This window comes from Hongsoonwoonella zoysiae (assembly GCF_013266695.1).
GTDB lineage: Bacteria > Pseudomonadota > Alphaproteobacteria > Rhizobiales > Stappiaceae > Hongsoonwoonella > Hongsoonwoonella zoysiae.
In genome coordinates this window covers 1,657,791-1,673,842 of sequence record NZ_JABRXF010000001.1, presented here as the reverse complement: position 1 = coordinate 1,673,842, position 16,052 = coordinate 1,657,791, and the positions used below count along the sequence as shown (strand labels likewise).

The 16,052-nt window shown below is 56.7% G+C and carries 18 protein-coding genes; 4 read left to right on the top strand and 14 right to left on the bottom strand.

The genetic code is table 11. The annotated features are described in order from the left end of the window. Positions 1–46 precede the first annotated feature (46 nt). Positions 47–250 (bottom strand): hypothetical protein, encoded by a 204-nt coding sequence (locus HPQ64_RS07755; RefSeq protein WP_172887788.1) that lies wholly within the window; start codon positions 248–250, stop codon positions 47–49. A gap of 74 nt (positions 251–324) precedes the next feature. Next, complete coding sequence (locus HPQ64_RS07750) at positions 325–654, bottom strand: helix-turn-helix transcriptional regulator (protein ID WP_172887787.1); 330 nt, start codon at positions 652–654, stop codon at positions 325–327. Between the two features lie 104 nt (positions 655–758). Here HPQ64_RS07750 and HPQ64_RS07745 point away from each other — a divergent pair, with 104 nt between their 5' ends. Then, complete coding sequence (locus tag HPQ64_RS07745; RefSeq protein WP_172887786.1) at positions 759–1,037, top strand: hypothetical protein; 279 nt, start codon at positions 759–761, stop codon at positions 1,035–1,037. Positions 1,038–1,431: 394 nt separating this feature from the next. Here the strand turns inward: HPQ64_RS07745 and HPQ64_RS07740 are convergent, their stop codons facing one another. The 8 genes from HPQ64_RS07740 to HPQ64_RS07705 form a co-directional block, all read right to left on the bottom strand. Further along, entirely contained in the window at positions 1,432–2,289 is an 858-nt protein-coding gene (locus HPQ64_RS07740) for a hypothetical protein (protein ID WP_172887785.1), read from the bottom strand. 12 nt (positions 2,290–2,301) lie between these two features. Then, positions 2,302–2,616 (bottom strand): HigA family addiction module antitoxin, encoded by a 315-nt coding sequence (locus HPQ64_RS07735; RefSeq protein ID WP_160773545.1) that lies wholly within the window; start codon positions 2,614–2,616, stop codon positions 2,302–2,304. Beyond that, positions 2,588–2,872, bottom strand: a complete 285-nt coding sequence (locus HPQ64_RS07730) for a type II toxin-antitoxin system RelE/ParE family toxin (RefSeq protein WP_160773544.1) — start codon at positions 2,870–2,872, stop codon at positions 2,588–2,590. The genes HPQ64_RS07735 and HPQ64_RS07730 overlap by 29 nt, the downstream gene beginning before the upstream one ends. Positions 2,873–3,217: 345 nt before the next feature. Then, positions 3,218–4,216 carry an AAA family ATPase gene (locus tag HPQ64_RS07725; protein ID WP_172887784.1) on the bottom strand — a complete coding sequence of 333 codons (999 nt, stop codon included), beginning with the start codon at positions 4,214–4,216 and terminating at the stop codon, positions 3,218–3,220. After that, positions 4,213–5,190 (bottom strand): DNA-primase RepB domain-containing protein, encoded by a 978-nt coding sequence (locus HPQ64_RS07720; RefSeq protein WP_172887783.1) that lies wholly within the window; start codon positions 5,188–5,190, stop codon positions 4,213–4,215. Before HPQ64_RS07720 ends, HPQ64_RS07725 begins: the two co-directional genes overlap by 4 nt. A gap of 116 nt (positions 5,191–5,306) precedes the next feature. Then, positions 5,307–5,552: a helix-turn-helix transcriptional regulator gene (locus HPQ64_RS07715; RefSeq protein ID WP_210260125.1), complete on the bottom strand. Its 246-nt coding sequence runs from the start codon at positions 5,550–5,552 to the stop codon at positions 5,307–5,309. A 133-nt stretch (positions 5,553–5,685) separates the two neighbouring features. Then, positions 5,686–6,201 (bottom strand): hypothetical protein, encoded by a 516-nt coding sequence (locus tag HPQ64_RS07710; protein WP_172887782.1) that lies wholly within the window; start codon positions 6,199–6,201, stop codon positions 5,686–5,688. A 146-nt stretch (positions 6,202–6,347) separates the two neighbouring features. Beyond that, on the bottom strand, positions 6,348–7,598 hold the full coding sequence (locus HPQ64_RS07705; RefSeq protein ID WP_172887781.1) for a tyrosine-type recombinase/integrase: 1,251 nt from the start codon (positions 7,596–7,598) through the stop codon (positions 6,348–6,350). A 76-nt stretch (positions 7,599–7,674) separates the two neighbouring features. Here HPQ64_RS07705 and HPQ64_RS07700 point away from each other — a divergent pair, with 76 nt between their 5' ends. Together HPQ64_RS07700 and HPQ64_RS07695 are read left to right on the top strand one after the other, a co-directional pair. Next, positions 7,675–8,505: an AbiJ-NTD4 domain-containing protein gene (locus HPQ64_RS07700; RefSeq protein ID WP_172887780.1), complete on the top strand. Its 831-nt coding sequence runs from the start codon at positions 7,675–7,677 to the stop codon at positions 8,503–8,505. Between the two features lie 324 nt (positions 8,506–8,829). After that, positions 8,830–9,459, top strand: coding sequence for a hypothetical protein (locus HPQ64_RS07695; protein WP_172887779.1), 630 nt, complete (start codon positions 8,830–8,832; stop codon positions 9,457–9,459). Between the two features lie 859 nt (positions 9,460–10,318). On the opposite strand, the gene HPQ64_RS07690 is transcribed toward HPQ64_RS07695, so the two are convergent. The 4 genes from HPQ64_RS07690 to HPQ64_RS20700 all read right to left on the bottom strand — a co-directional run bounded on the left by HPQ64_RS07690 (position 10,319) and on the right by HPQ64_RS20700 (position 14,708). Continuing rightward, on the bottom strand, positions 10,319–11,422 hold the full coding sequence (locus tag HPQ64_RS07690; RefSeq protein ID WP_172887778.1) for a glycoside hydrolase 5 family protein: 1,104 nt from the start codon (positions 11,420–11,422) through the stop codon (positions 10,319–10,321). A 65-nt stretch (positions 11,423–11,487) separates the two neighbouring features. Continuing rightward, complete coding sequence (locus HPQ64_RS07685) at positions 11,488–12,762, bottom strand: extracellular solute-binding protein (RefSeq protein ID WP_172887777.1); 1,275 nt, start codon at positions 12,760–12,762, stop codon at positions 11,488–11,490. 24 nt (positions 12,763–12,786) lie between these two features. Beyond that, positions 12,787–13,620, bottom strand: coding sequence for a carbohydrate ABC transporter permease (locus HPQ64_RS07680; RefSeq protein ID WP_172887776.1), 834 nt, complete (start codon positions 13,618–13,620; stop codon positions 12,787–12,789). After that, positions 13,620–14,708 carry a carbohydrate ABC transporter permease gene (locus HPQ64_RS20700; RefSeq protein WP_210260124.1) on the bottom strand — a complete coding sequence of 363 codons (1,089 nt, stop codon included), beginning with the start codon at positions 14,706–14,708 and terminating at the stop codon, positions 13,620–13,622. Before HPQ64_RS20700 ends, HPQ64_RS07680 begins: the two co-directional genes overlap by 1 nt. Before the next feature lie 128 nt (positions 14,709–14,836). Between HPQ64_RS20700 and HPQ64_RS07670 the strand changes: the two genes are divergently transcribed. After that, positions 14,837–15,826 (top strand): LacI family DNA-binding transcriptional regulator, encoded by a 990-nt coding sequence (locus HPQ64_RS07670; RefSeq protein WP_172887775.1) that lies wholly within the window; start codon positions 14,837–14,839, stop codon positions 15,824–15,826. Positions 15,827–16,052 lie beyond the last annotated feature (226 nt).

The following is a 16,052-nucleotide window of genomic DNA, read 5'->3' as shown; positions in this document are numbered from 1 at the left end:
GCTCTCGAAAAAAGGCCATAATGCAGGCGATACGTTTTTTCGAATTTCACTTTCGCGTAAATAAAGCCCTCGCCTCCTTCTCCCCAGTCGATCCCTTGACCCAGCTCCACGGAGCGCGGGGCTTGTGCAGCTTCGCCAGTTCGGGGTGCTTCTTTGGATCACGTGCTGCCGAGCGCAGGCGTTCGCGGGCCTCGCGAGGATCGAGCTTCAGTTCGGTGCAGAGCTGCTTGAGGGTGATGATGTCGGCCATTGATCGTCTCCTTTGTGGCTGGACGATCTATCTAATAAGACGACCAAATCGGCCTTGTCAGGGAAAATCCTAGATTACTTCCGGCGCATGGCTAAGATGGCCTCGGCCTGCGCAATGGCGGCTTGCAGATCATCGTCGGTCATCACGGCGGCAACCGCGTTGAGGCGGTCAATGAGGATGTCTCGCGGCCCGTCCGCCTTCTCGCGATCAAGTCCCAACAACTCGTTCGGCGTCGACTGCAAAACCTCGGCAATTTTCAGCAACATCGCCAAGTCTGGTTCATTGCGGCCACTGACATAGTGCGCATACCTGCGTTCACTTAATCCAACCCTGCGAGCGACTTCGGCGTTGGATAGCCCCAGCTCATGTGCGCGGTCTTTCAGGTTATTTGCGAATATGTCCATGCGGAACAAAATGTTCCTGACGGCCTGACCGCGTCCATGTAGAATATGTTCTGTATATGCTGAACAAATCCTGTGGTTTCTGGATGCAAGCAATATTCGACTTCATGCGGTCCTACCCTGCCGTTCCGGCGTTTGTGCTGCTTTTCGGCGGAGTGGCGGTCTGGCACGCTTGGCAATTTCGCCTAAAGCCCCTCGCGATCCCAAAGGCGAAGATCAACGCTATCGTTGACGACCTGATAGCCCAGCATGGGCCCGATGCAGAAGATTGGGCACGCGGCTATGAGGAAGAGCAGTGGTACAGGTCGGATACCTACGAGCAGGGCAAGTGGCGCCGGGTCAGGCGCGAGTTGTGGCGACGGTATCACGCGGGCGAGTGGGAATAGCACCCGCAACTAACCGGCACTCTACACGGACAATTGCGCGCGCGGCAGCGTTACAATGAGCCAGCAGCGTCGGTAGCGCCATGTGCTGAGGGTGTATGCCTGCGCACATGCAAACGCCCAGCGCTGGCTCGCTCAGGCGCGTCGGTTGTTCGTTGTAGGGGTGAAGGTTCGATCAACTGGGCCACCGGCGTCGTGGGCATCACAAACACGCTCTGAAACCCAGTATTGGCACCCACATGTCACCCAGCGGAGATGGCCACAGGTAAGGGTGGAATCGGAGGTGTTGATTTCATTGGAGTTTGACGATCCAAAAGTCATCCGACAGTCTGATCAATCATCAGCGTGTCGGTCTGCATACATCGCTGCTGGGGTGCATGGACTATCGCAGGAATGCTCAGAAGGGATACGGTCCGTAGACGTCTTCCTCTATCTGCTCGACGAGCGATTTTATGAGGTCGGCTGTTTCTTGAACGTACGCCTTGGTGAATTTGGTCAGTTGAGCTCCATCTTTATCGAAACCGTTTCGGTGGATGCAGTCATGTCGATAGTTGATCGCCTTCATCAGTTTTGCCTTGTCGGCGTGGCTGCGCAGAACGGTGACTTCAAGTGCTGTTCGGTAAAGGAAGTCCACTTTCGGCAAATTGTGATAGAGGATCGACCGCAGGTATTGCGCTACAGCTTCGCTCACAATCTCGGGTTTGGCTGCTATTTCAGCGAGACCAAATCGCTGCTTCGCGAGTTCCTTGTCTGCCTCCAGTAGGCGCAACATGGCTTCGGGCTTTTCGTTGACGCGGTTTTTCAACGTGTCGCCCAAATAGGCTTCCATAGCGCCCACTTTCTGAGCAAATACCATGCGGTTTATCAAGTGAGACCCGTCGTCCCCACCGTGATCAGCCAGGATGTCGCCAGTGTGGTGATAGGATTGCATAAATACGTCGTAGGGGTTGGCCGGGATGTCCGTCTCAGTCCAGTCCTCGTCAGGGGGCGAGAAAAAGGCCATGTCCGCATCAACCACGGTGTCTGGGTGCTCATCGAGGGTCACGTCGCAACTGCTTGATGAGTTGTAGACATAAGCGGAGAAAGCGGTCTTGCAGTGGTTGCACACCACCTCGGTTTGATCCTCAGAGGTTAGGTCTGACATCTTCTCGGCGGCACCCCAATTGGGTTCAGGCACCTCTGCAGATGTTTCGGCGTACTTTCCGCACACCGGGCATTCAAAGCAAACGTCGGTTTCAAATCTCTGGATTTCCATCGTCTGTAGCTCTTAGGCCGCCCTCGGGGCGATCGTATCCAGATCACTCTCGATCACCCGGCGGCGTTCCATCAGGTCAAAGTCGGTTTGTAGCCCGAGGAAGAAGCCCTCGGACATGCCGAAGTAGCGCGCAAGGCGCAGGTCGGTGTCGGCAGTCAATGCGCGCTTACCCAAGACGATTTCATTGATACGACGCGGCGGCACATGCACGGCGCGGGCAAGAGCATTCTGGCTGATGCCCATCGGCTTGAGAAATTCCTCAAGTAGAATTTCGCCGGGATGTGGGTTGGGCAGAAGCTCAGTCATGATAGTCGACGATTTCGACATTGCTCGGTCCTCCATCCTGCCATTCGAAGCAGATGCGCCATTGATCATTGATCCGAATGCTGTGCTGCCCCTTGCGCCCGCCCTTGAGGGCTTCGAGTCGATTGCCGGGTGGTACGCGCATATCCTGCAATACGCGGGCCTGATTGAGCAGACGCAGCTTGCGCAATGCCACCGATTGAATATCGGGCGGCAACTTGCGGCTTCGCCGTCCTAACCAGATCAATTTCGTTTCGGGATCAGCGAAGCTTTGGATCATGAGGGAATATAACGCATCACGTTATATAACGCAATACGTCATGCTGGCCAGTCGACCACAGCGGATAGGAGAGGGTGTTTTTTAATAGGCGACCTCTTCGGGCGCGGACAAGCACGCATATCGACTGCTGAGGTTTTGGACCTGTAGCCGAATTTCGGCGAGGAGTCAGATCGCCATTTCTCGTGACTGACATTCTGGCAACCTGGCGATCTGAGTTCTGAGGTAGACATCTTCAGGCTGCCAGATTGCCAGAATTCCTCTGCACACAATTGGCGCTCTGACGCGCTCCAACAAAAACGCCCCGGCGAATAAACCGGGACGCTGTTGCACAAGGAGAACCTGTGGTCACCCATCGCTAGGCAATCGCCAAACCCATTTGCGCTTTTGCTGCTCGACGATCACATTCAGCTCTGACTTGGCGCGATCAAGCGTCCGCTTCTTGATGCCTTCATTCTCGGCCTTTTCGAGCAGGTATTTTGCGGGCATTGGGCCGTCTTTCAGCTCAGCCCGCAAAAACTCGACGGCATTCCTGCGAGGTGGTGGCCTTTCGTCGCTATCGTCACTGCCGAGGTCATCAATCGAGATGTCGGACTGTCCGCGCCATTGGATAATGGGCAGGTCTTCTCCGTCCTTTTTGACCACCTCGTAAACCCAGCTTTTACTCTGTGTCGTGAGGTTCCATTTTAAATGGACCATGAGACGCAAATCTGGATTGTCGGGGTGCTTTTCGATGCGAATTGCCGAGCGTGCGAAGCCAATCACATCAATGCCACCCGCGCCCTGATATATCTGCTTGTCGCGCTTGGTCTTGGTCAAATGCCGGATCAGCAGAACAGCCGCGTTGGACGACTCCCCGATTTCATTTAACTCGCCCATGATCGCGCGAATTTCATTCGGGCTGTAAGCGTTTCGGTCAGCCGGCATATAGTTGAACAGCGGGTCCAGAACAATAAGGCCGGGCTTGTGTCTTCGCACATGATGCCGCAGCGTCCGAAGACCATCATCATCAAAGGCCGAGTACTTGCCTTGCACCCAGATCTTATCGGGATTGCCACCGAGTGCTTTGATGCGCGGACTGAACGTGTAGCTGTACGAGTCCTCGGTTGTGCAATAGACAACGTCCCTCGGCCGCATGCGCTGCCCGGTGGGCAATGTGGCACCTCTCGTTAGCAGGGCTGCTAGGTGCATGAGCAGATACGACTTGCCCAAGCCGGGATCACCCTCAACCACCGTGGTCATGCCGAACGGGATAAGCTGATCCCAAAACCAATTGATCTTTTTTGGCTCGTATTCACTCAGACGTTTGAACGCAGGCTCGACTTTCTTCTGGGTAGGCCGCTTCATTTCCCACCTCCCAGCCTGCCGACGACACGACCGATTTCGTCATTTAGCTTGCCGATGTCGTAGCCATGCTTCTCGAAGAAGTAAGGGCTGTCCCAAAGCGCGGCTGCAATTTCATCATGCGATGCACCGGCCTCGTGAAGCCCTGCGATCATGTGAAAGATCTGGGCCGAGCGGTTGGGCTCGTATGCCTTCCGGTTGCGGATGAGTGTCCGAACCTTCGGGTGCAGCTCTTTCCAATATTTTTTGAGCACAGCCAGCCGGTCATGCTTGTTCGGATTGGCATCAACCTCCGCCATGCTGACGGGCCAGCTGTGGCGCCTACCCTTCAGCGGCATGGGACGAGACGCGATTTTGGTCCAATCGCAGTAGACGGTATGGACAAATGGCTCATCATATTCGGGTTTGTGGTTTACCGATCCGATAAGGCGTAGCATCTTGGTTGCGGACCAGCCGTTCTTGTCACCGCCGTGCCGATAGGCGAGAGCCTTTGAGAATTTCTCCGCTTCGCCGGCGCTGTGCGTTTTGTCCCACACCCAAAGTCCCTGATAACGGTCGGGCGAGGTTTCCCATACCAAGCTCGCCCAAGGGTCGTATTCCTCGGGATCGCTTTCATCCATGTCGCACCAGCCGAACCGAGTTGGCAGCGCATATTGCCGTTTGCGGCGCGGCTCGGAGAAAGGGTTCGGGCAGTAATACTGATCGTAATCCCAGCGAGGGTATTTGGTGAGCAACAGCGTGACTTCAGATAGGCCATCGCTAGCCTTGATGGCTTGTTCCACCCATTTCCCTGTGGTCACCTTCTTGAAGGCGAGGAAAGTGTAAACGGGATCGCCGATGTCGTCCCAAAAATCCCAAACGTCTTGAAGGAAGTGGAACTGGCTGCGAATGACATCTGCATCATCGTCCAAATTCTTGAATATGCGTGCCGTGTTTCTGGGGTGCTTGGTTGGCTTGTAGGGCTTTTTCGTTTTCATGATTTTTCCATTTCAATGACTGGCCAACCACTGGGCAAAAGGGTGCCGCTCGCACCGAATGGCGCTCTGCAATTGGCAAGTGTTGTGGTGGGGAGAGGGGCGCTTAGGCCCCTCGATTAGTAGGGGTCGGCGTAGTGGTGATTGGCGCGCTCGGTGGCGCGGTCACTCAGCCAAGTTTCGACCTCTGACTTGAGCCAGGCGACGCTTGTTCCGGCCATGCGGATGCGGCGCGGAAAACGGCCAGCATGTTCCCATCTGAGCAAGCTGCTGTTGCTTACTCGGATGCCGAGGCGTTTTAGGTCGGAACGGTTCAGCACGATCTGCTGATCGGCCATTGGATGGCCCGTGGTGGTGTTACTCATTGGATTTTCCTTTCATCGATTGATGAAGGAGCCGGCTCCAACGTCGCCAGTTGCGACAACCGTGTTATCCCAAATTATCGCTTTTAATTCCAATGCGTTACATGGATCAGAAAGGCGTAAAACCAGTCCTTTCTCATCCATCCCGCTCTGCCTCAAGCTGCTCTATTGTCAGCTGGACTGCCTGCCGCCATTCATCAACGTGCTTGCGAATAATGCCGTCAAATTTGACCTCAGAACCTCGCATCTGGCCCCATTTCAGGGGGCGTGCGAGGAGATAAACGCACTTCCCGAATTGGCTGTGGTCTTCGGTCCCATCGTCTATCGCTCGTTTGGGTTCAACATCGTGATTGAGGAATTCACACAGCCAATCAACATAAGTGACGAAACGATCCTTGAGATCGCTGTCCCAAGTTTTGCCTTTGCTGCCAGATTTTCTGATTTTGGCCATGTGGGTTTCGACAGTCGTTTTGAATGCTGAAACCTGCTCGACGATCTCTTGGCGCTCAGTCTCGTCTAGCGGTAGCAAATCTTGAAGATACTCGTGGGCCAATTCGTCGTTTTGTAAGGCATCCAAGAATTTCCCGGTAGGTGCAAGTAGCTTTCGATCAAGACGCTGCAAGCGTGCCTTGGACCCTTCCTCGCGCGTCACCAACATAACGCGCCCAATCAAGACCACTAATGCGTCGGTGTGCTCATGAAGCTTTGCGTCGGGCCATTCTTCTTCGGAGAGGGTGAGAGTGCGCCTTAGCTGAGATAGGTCCTGCGAACTGTAGGCGTGCCCATCGGACGGCTTTGTCACAAATCGAGCGATAAACTTGTCTCGGGTATCGCTGTAATCGTCGGCGTAGGCTTTTGCCCGTTCCCAATACCAAGGTTCGTTGTCTGGGTCGTCACAACCAATTCTTCCACTTTCTTCGCCCACAGCTCCAACGCCTCACGCTTTTCGTCCAGATATGCGTGGCGATTGTAGATCGCAGCGACGCCGGAGACGATACCGGATTTGTGGTTCAGGACGGCTTCGATGATGTGGGGCGCCACACGGAGCATGGCCATGTTGGTGGCCATCGTGCGGCGCAAGTCATGAAAACGCCAGTCCTCGGCATCTGCGAAGGCGGCATCGAGGCGTTCCTTGAGGCGGCCAAAACCAGATATCGGTGTCGTGCCGGTGGTCGTGAATACAAAGTCTGAGTTCTGGAAGCGTGGCACCGATTTGAGGATGTCGACGGCTAATGGTGCGAGGGGGACGATGTGCGCGGTGGAATTCTTGACCCGTGTTGACGGCAGACTCCATAGCCCGTTCTCGAGATTGAGTTCGGACCAGCGCATGCCGGAAACCTCACCACGGCGTTGCCCAGTGAGCATCATCAGCTGGACGCATTGGGCGAAGGGAAAGCCTTCAAGTTCGGCCATGCGCCAGCAGGTTTTCAGCTCGGCGTCGTTCAATACGCGTTCGCGCGCCGTTTCCTTCGTGGGAGGCTTCAGGTGAGCCACAGGCGATGTTTCGATCATGCCGCGATCAATGCACCAATTCATGAGCTTTTTGATCGCAGCCAGCGCCCGGTTCGCCCGTGTAGGCGCGCCACCGGCAATGATCGTGTCGAGCACACGCACCACGTCAGCACGCTTGATCTGGTCGATCGGGCGCGAGAAGAGGGAGGAGAATTTCAGGAGCACGCGTTCGCTGCCCTTCCAGTCCTTGGTGCGCTGCTTGGCGTAAAGCTCGATGAACTGCGGCAGGACCTCGCCCAGCGTCATCATGCGCTGTTCTTCTTCGTGTGGTGCCTTCTCGACATAGCGGCCAAGCTCGATGGAGCGGAGAATGCTGCGCGCCTTGTCGCGGGCCTCGTGCAGCGTCAGGATGGGCCAAGTGCCAATCTTGATGCGCTTCATGCGCCCGTTGATACGCGTGGAGATATAGAACACCTTCCCACCTGTGGCCGACACACGCAGGTGCAGGCCGGGCAGCAATTGGTCGTGCACCTCGTACCGCTTGTTGACGGCAGGTGGCAGCGCATCGATGGTCTTGGGCGTCAGGCGTCGTTTCATGACGCCGAAATTAAGATCGAAAAATCCGCGTGTCAGGGTATGGTTTGGGGCAAATTGATTTGAGGAAATTTCGGTGATGTTGGGCGAGCAGCAACCATTTTCTAGACGTCACGGATTTCAGCAGCCGGCGCCGGAAATTTCCGTACGAAATGATGCGCCGGCCAACCTCCGTTTTGCGCTCTTTGCTTTGGCCAAAAGGGGTGGTTTGGGTTCTTCAACGCTTGTCGATCTGATTTCTAGCGTTTTGCTTGTGGCTCCTGACGGTAATTGGTCGGCAGACTACCTAGACGAAGAGGCTCAGCGGCTGCTTCGAATGGCGGCATGGGAAAAAGTGTACGATTGTGCCGAAGCCATCTATTTGCGTCTCAATCGCTTGTATGAACAAACGTGGACCGATCCTCCCGCACATGAATGGTTCGAACGTGAGTTGAACGCATTTTTCATTGAGCAAGGTATCGGATGGCAAATGGTCGATGGCCACATTGAGTTCAGAGGGCCAAAGCCGCTCGAGGATGAAGTAAAGATAGCGGTGCAGCTGCTAGATGAGTCAGGGAGGCAAACTTCTACTAGAGAGCTGAATGAAGCGCGCATCGATCTTTCTAGGCGACCAAACCCCGACACAACTGGAGCGGTTCAACATGCGCTTGCCGCACTCGAGTGCTTAGCTCGCGATGTTACCGGAAATCAAAGTGCGACGTTAGGCGACCTAGTAAGGCGTGAGAAAGGCCTTTTCCCCAAGCCATTGGATGATGCAATGCAAAAGCTCTGGGGTTACTCATCAGAGTTTGGTCGGCACGTACGCGAAGGCCGAGAGCCGGATCTTGCTGAAGCCATGCTTGTGGTGGGACTGGCGGCATCCGCATCCGCTTTCCTGCTGGAACGAGAGCGTGAGGGACATATCCTCTAACGTAATTGGTAGCGACGCAGTATGAGAGAACCTCAAAGTATTCGACGGCGGGCTGGCTTTACTCAGCATCAACGGATTGATTGGCGTGAGCCCGGAGCGGAGTTCGCCAACAACATCGTATTACCTTCCGGGGATGGTGTGCCCAACTGGATCGCAGAGGCAACCGGAAAAATTGGAGAATGGCGAAGCGCACTTCGAGATGTGTACCTTCGTTGGGCCATAACCATAAACGCTATGCACTTAGCTCAAGAGCATTGGCGGGGCCGTCCCGAGGACGTTGCTCTGCAGACAATGTCAATGAGATCGGGCCCAGGTGGCGCTGCAATGCAAACCCCGATCGCAGTTTGGCCATCAAGAGAAGCAGCAGAAAACTATGAGCGTGCGACTCCGATCCTATCCGCCTATGGTGCCTCCGATATGTATGGGGCACTGGAAGAGGTAATTTTTGAGCTCTATTTGTGCTTTTTGAATGATGTTCCGATGACGCTAATGCGAGGCCAGGAATTTTCGCAGCTTCGTCGCCTTTACAGGGACAGAGAAGCGGGCGATCAAGCGCGGATGGCTTGGGAAGAAGCTTGGGCTAGTCGCCTTGAAAGTTGGAGGCGGAAAAAGCTCTACGATGGCTTGCACAATGTACTTAGAGCGTTCTTCGAACACGCCGCGTTGGTTCGGCCGAGTACCTATCGGGTAACGGATATCGATGACTGGTGTCGGACCGTTGAAGCTATTGGAGAGCTTAGAAATTGCGTTACGCACGGAGCCAGCCGAGTATCAGATCGATTGGCAAACCTTTCACACCAGCTGGTAGGTGACGCTTTTCGCTTCAATGAGGGCGACCCACTCGATGTTCGGCTTGAGCATCTAATGTTCATCGAATGCTTTTGCGACCAGCTGCTAACCGCAATCAATCTTTCACTTGTTGAGAAGGTAATGGGCCCCGTAGGACGACGTTGACTTCTGCGGGTCTGCTGCTGGGTTGCAATGGGGGTGCATTTGCCGGTTGACTTGAATGCAACGCTTTGAAATCTCTTGAGAAAATTTGGCGGCCCATTCATGAATGCGATCAAACGGTCCATGAAACAGCTTGGGTCAATATGAAGCTAAGTGACTGACTTTCAAGCCTAAATCATAATCCGCGTGTCGGGGGTTCAAGTCCCTCCTCCGCTACCATTATTCTCAATGATATCAGAGAGTTATAGAAGAGTACGTTATCAACCACGCGGTTGATTGCGTCCAATTGTCGATGTGTACCGGCTAAATGAATCCTCGCGCCCGTTCGCGGGCGAACCCTTGGCGGAAGGCATTGAGGCTCACCCACTTACTCGATCCGGCCCAGGCGAAGAACGACGATCTTGTCAGCGAACGGCATCGCCTCAACCTGATCGTGGGTGACGTAATTTATCGTCGCGCCGATTTTCCTTGGAGAACGGCTCATCGAACAGGAAGACGTTCGACCCGCGGACGATGCCGATACGTTCGCTCTGGTCGCCCGAATGCGCGGCGGGCTTTCGCTCCAGGTGCTCGCCCAACTTGAGGATGCGGCTGGCCTAATCCGTCTTCTTGTTGATTCAGCCTTTTGCCGCGCCGTTCATGCGCAGGTCAAAGTCCTTGTTCGTTTCGGTCGTCATGCGCGGGTAGAGCGCGTAGGTCTGGAAGACCATTGCGACGCCGCGCTCGGCGGGATACATCTTCGTGACGTTTCGGGGTGCCGATATTGTGCTGTCCCTCCTTCGGCGACCTCCAGGTCGACACCATGGATGATTTGCACATCGCCAATAGCGTTTGATCACTCTGTTCAGGGTGACGCCTGACATCAGCCGAATTCAATTCGCTTGGCGCGGTGAGAAAAACCGGTCAGAGCTCGGATCGTGTCGACCTCGCCTGGGTCGTAGGGCTGCCCGGTCTGGTCGAGCAGATCATGGAACCAAATACCACGGTCCACCTTGCCTCCATGGGCTCGAACGAGATCGTCGGGCCAAGGGAGCCATGTCTGGGTGCGGCCCTTCACGAGGCCCCACTGGAAACAGCCGACATTCCTTTGGCGGAACAACTCGAGCTGGTCGGAAATCCGGCTGTCGATCTGTCGTGCCATCCATTCCGTGCAGATCATCGGGCGGTCGAGCACTTCGAGATAGTCGATGAATTGCGCCACGCGCTTGCGGTTCCAGTAGGCATGGAATGTGATGATATCGGAATGAAGGAGTGCGCTACGGTCGATTTCAGTCCCGTAGGGGTGCACGTCGTCGCCCGGCACAGGCGTTGTCCAGGCGGCGACGGAGAGAGGGGCTTCCGGGCCGATGTCACGGGCGGCGGTAAAGCTCGCCTCCATCAGCGACAGGGCGTGCGCTTCCAACTCGGCACCGAACTCGGAATAGGCGGTCTTGTCGAAATCCATCCGGTTGCCGGGCTCGTTGTAGAGATCCCAGAAGAGGATTCGGCGGTCGGCGCGAAAGGCCCCGATGACATCACGCACATAGGCTTCGAGCGACGGGCGCAAGTCCTTGTCGATCACCGCGGCGCGACCTGGCGAGGCGACGGCACGGCTGTTATGGATGCCGGGGATCGGGTCGGGCTGTGGACCCCATAGGGGTTCTTTGCCACCAAAGCCGCAGTCGTCGAAAACGCAAGGCACCGTGTCGATACCGCAGCGCGAGGCTGCACCCATAAGGCAGTCGAGTCGGTCGAGAAGTCCTTCGCGGTCGTGTTTCCAACCGACGAAAGGAAGGTTCACGCGGATCGCGTTGAAGCCGATTTCGGACGCCCAGCCAAGCTCGCGTTCGATCGTTGGCATGTCGAACGTGGTCTCGTGCCACATCTCAATGAAATTGACTGCGGTCGATGGCAGGAAGTTGAAGCCGCAAACCCAGGGGCGCGCGTTCCACCAGTCTTTCGCGTCGCTTTCGCTCCAGCGATCCATAGTCCCCCCAGTGGAATTCTCTGCTTGTGAAAGCGGTCCCGCCGTTGATCGGCGGGGCCTGTGGATCAGCGGTCCAGCAGGTCCTGCACCTCAATCTCGGCATCGGAAAGTGCGTCGTCGACGGACTTCCCGGTCAGCCAGATCGCCTGCAGTTCGCGGTTAAGCACGTCCTGGATTGCGCCGTAGCGTTCGCTGGGCGGAGTGTCCCTGGCGATGGCCGCAGTGCCCGCGTACTCGTCGCGGTGGGGCAGTGATTTGTAGGCATCGCTTTCCACGACCGAAGTGCAGACGGCCATGTGGCCTGTGCGCGCCCAATCGATGTTGTGGTCGTTGATGAACGCAAGCACCTTGAGCGCAGCCATTTTTTTATCACCCTCAAGCGTCGAGGGGATTGCCCACATATGGCTGTCGGCCCAGGTTGCGCCGGTCTCGAACAGGGTTGGGAAGTCGGCTACGTAGTAGTTGTCGAGGCCAACCTCGGATTTGGCGGCTTCAGCCGTGTAGAAATCCACGACCCAGGTGCCGTTCACAAGGATCGCCGCTTCGCCGTTCAGAAAGGCTTGCTGACTGTCGGCGTAGTTTAGCCGAGGGTTGGCGAGCCCGGCGTCGAAGAGCTGGGTGATCGCCGTGACTGCATTCTTCGCGGCGTCATTGTTGATGGTCGCGGTGCCGTCATCGGTGAAGATGTTGGCGTTCTGTTGCCACATAAGCGCAAGCACCAGCCGAACGCCGATGGGGAATTGCGCAAAATCGGCGGCGAGGTAATCCTTGCCGGTCGCCTCCTTCACCTTTTGTGCGTGTTCCAGAAGTTCCTCGGGCGAGGAGGGCAGAACCGGCTTCCCGTCTGCAACCAGCCCGGCTTCGGCCATGATGTCCATATTGACGTGCCAGAGGTTTGCGTGGAAATCCATCGGCACGCCATAGATGCCGCCGTTATAGCTTACGGCGGCCAGGGCGTTCTCGCTCCAGTCGTTCGGGTCGATGCCGACGCTTTCGAGATCATCGGAGATCTCGGCCAGCGCGCCGATCCCGGCGAATTCGGGGATACGGTGACGGTGCATAACGTGCACGTCCGGCGGCGTTCCGCCAGCATAAGCCGCCTTGATCTGGTCGTAGTAGTTGCCCCAATCGGTGGGGAGCGTGTTGATGCTGACGCCGTCGATTTCAGCATCTGCCGCGTTGATGATCGACTGGATGATGCAAGCCTCGCCCACGCTGGCGGTCGTGTCGGTGCCTGCGTCCTCGCAAGCGCCGAAAAAACGGCCCAGCGTTATCTCCTGCGCGAAGGCGCTGGTGGCAAGCGTTGCGACGGCCGCCGCGGTCAGAAGCGCATGTTTCATTTGTATCCTCCCATATGTGCGTGTTCACCCCTTCGATCCGCCCAGGGTCATGGCTTGCACCACGTAGCGCTGGAAGATGAGGAACAGGATGACAACCGGAAGCGAGGCGACAACGCCCGAGGCCATGACACGGCCCAACCCCTCCGATTGCGCGAAATTCGATTGGATGGACGCAAGGCCCAGGGTAATCGTGAAATAGTCCCGCTGCTGGGCGCTGACGAGCGGCCAGAGATAGTCGTTCCACGCATAGAGGAACGTCAGAATCGCCAGCGTCATCATCGCAGGCCGCGCGAGCGGCAGCATCACGTACCAGAAGATCTTCAGCCAACCGACTCCGTCGAGCCGCGCGGCCTCTTCGATATCCTTGGGAATTGCCCGGAAGAATTGCATCATCAGGAAAACGCCGATCGGTACGGCCATCCGCGGCAGGATCAGCGCGTGATAGGAATTGTGCCAACCGAAGTCAGCGAACATCGTGTAGAGCGGGATGAACGCGGCTTGCTCGGGCACCATCAGTCCGATCAGGCAGATGACCGTGATCGCGGTCTTGCCCGGGAAATCGAGCCTGGCCAACGCATAGCCTGCCGTCGTCGAGACGGCGAGAATGCCCAGCGTCATCCCGAGCGAGACGATCACCGAGTTCAGGAACCACCAAGGTGTCTGGCCGAAGCTGAATAAGGCGGAGTAGTTCTCAACCGTGAATGGGAACGGGATCAGGCCAAAGAAGGTTGTGGACGTGGATCGTGCCAGCACATCATTGGGCTGGAACGAGAGCGACACCATCCAGAGCGTCGGCACCAGCCAGAGGAAGGCCGGGATCGAAAGGCCGAGGACGAGCCAGTAGTAACCGCGTTTCATCAGGTCTTCTCCCGGCCAGCAATGAACTGGATCACCGAGAAGGTGCCCATGATGAGAAACAGGAAAACGGCCATTGCACTGGCGCGCCCGAGCTCGCTGTCGCGGAAGCCGGTCTGGTAGATGTAGCGGACCAGAACCTGCGTCGTGTCGTTCGGCCCGCCCTGCGTCATCAGGTGCGCTTGTCCGAAGACTTGAAAATGCAGGATGATCTGCAGGACGACGACAAGCGTTATCGTGCGTTTCAGGTTGGGTAACGTAACGTACCAGAACGCCTTCACCCCTCGCGCGTTGTCGAGCGCCGCTGCCTCGTAAATTTCCCGGCTGATGTCCTGAAGCCCGGCGAGAAACAGGATCATCGCGACCCCGAGAGACCACCAAATGGTCGCGATCACGATGGCCGCCATTGCGAATTGTTCATCGGTCAGCCAGTTGATCGGTGTACCGCCCAAAACCTCTGTGATATTGGCGATGAGGCCCTGGCGCGGTGAGAACATGATCTGCCAGATCAGGGTGACGACGGTGACGGACAGGACCTGACTGAGAAAGAAGAGCGTCCGAAGCGCCCCCATTGCTTTGGTTTCGCGGTTGAGCGCGGCGGCGAGAACCATTGCGGAAATGGTGACGCCCGGCACGGCAAGCCCGACAAACACCAGCGTGTTGCCGACCGTCGGCCAGAACCGCCGGTCGTACCAACGACCTTCTTCCCCGGGATGAAAACCGGGGAGGACGACCAAGAGCAGCGACGCCACACCGAGGGCGATGGCATTGAAGCGGCTCAGTCGGTCCGCCCGGCGAAGAAAGACCGACAGGGCGAGGCCGACGAACCCGAGGCCTTGCCAGAACGGGGCGGTGAAAAGGCCCCATTCGATGTTCCGGCCCCACATGACACGCTCGTAGTTGCGAAAGCCCACGAACGTCTTGGCGTCGGGGTTGAATGCGACTTCGAGAAGGTTCCAGTCGTGGAGACTTATCCAGATGCCTTGGAAGAAGGGATAGACGAGGAACAGCAGGTAGGTGATGAGGAAGGGTGCCAGCAGGAGCCACGCGGCCTGCGCCTGACTCAGACGATTTCCGGACTTCCCGACCACTGTCACCTCCCCGATCCAATGGTTATTCCGCTTGCGCTAAAATTATTAGCAATATTTATTAGCACATAGCAAGCAGCAAGTTCGATCTCGTATAACCCATGAAAGACACAGCAAATTCCCGAATAACGATGAAGGACGTTGCGCTCAGGGCGGGCGTTTCTCAGTCGACTGTATCTTTCGTGCTGAACGATCTCGAGGACATGCGCATCAGCCGCGAGACGCGCAAACGCGTCATGCAGGCGGTCGAAGAGCTTGGCTATCGCCCGCGCGCCGCGGGTCGCCCGCCCAAGGCATTGGGCGCGGGGGTGATCGGGCTGATGTTCGACGAGATCGCGACCAGCCCGTTTGCCGCTATTTCCATCGAAGGCGTGCAAGAAGAAGCTTGGAAGGCGAACGTCATCGTCGAGGTCGTCATGACGGGCGGGGATCCCGAGTATGAGGCTGAAGTTCTGAAGAAGTGGTCCGGGGATAACGCGATCGGCGTGATTTATGGGTCAATCCTCACCCGCGAAATCGCTCCGCCCGCTGGATTGGCCCGGCATCGAACGGTCCTGCTGAACTGCCATGACGGGGAGGCACGCTATACCAGCGTGGTCCCGGCCGAAAGGAGAGGAGGCGAAGTCGCCACCGCTGCTCTCATCAGGGAGGGACATCGACGCATCGCCTTCATATCCGGTGAACCCTGGATGGAAGCGTCGGATCAACGGATGGAAGGCTACGAGCGCGCACTCCGAGCGACCCGCATTCCCGTCGATCCTTCGCTAATCGTCGAAGGTAATTTCCTGCCATCCGGCGGACGAACCGCCACACTAAAGCTCATGAGGGAGAACCTTCGCCCGGACGCGATCTTCTGCGCCAACGACCTGATGGCCGTCGGCTGCTACGAAGCGCTCAAGGAGCTGGGCGAACGACCGGGCGAGACGATTGCCGTAATGGGCTACGACGACCAGGAAATCGCACAACACCTGTCGCCTGCCTTATCGACCGTGCTTTTGCCACACCGGGAGATGGGTCAGTGGTGCGTGGAATGGCTCTTGAGCGGAGGTAACGATCTGAAGGCAAATCGCATGGAATGTCCCCTGGTGATGCGCCAGTCGCACAGGAAATCCGCTCTCTGATTGCTTGAGACCGCGTGGCAGCGGCGTCATGCACAGCATCGGATACGGCAGCGTATTGCTAGCCAGCGTGCGGTCTGCCCGAAACGCACCTCCACTACCAAATTTCCTCAAAAGTCCTTGAATCAAATAAAAGAATTAAACGTCAAACCAGCGCCCAGGAATTGCTCCGGGTCGAACGACCCTTAAATTGGCCTGAAAAACCCAACGACTGCTGATGAAGAGGCAA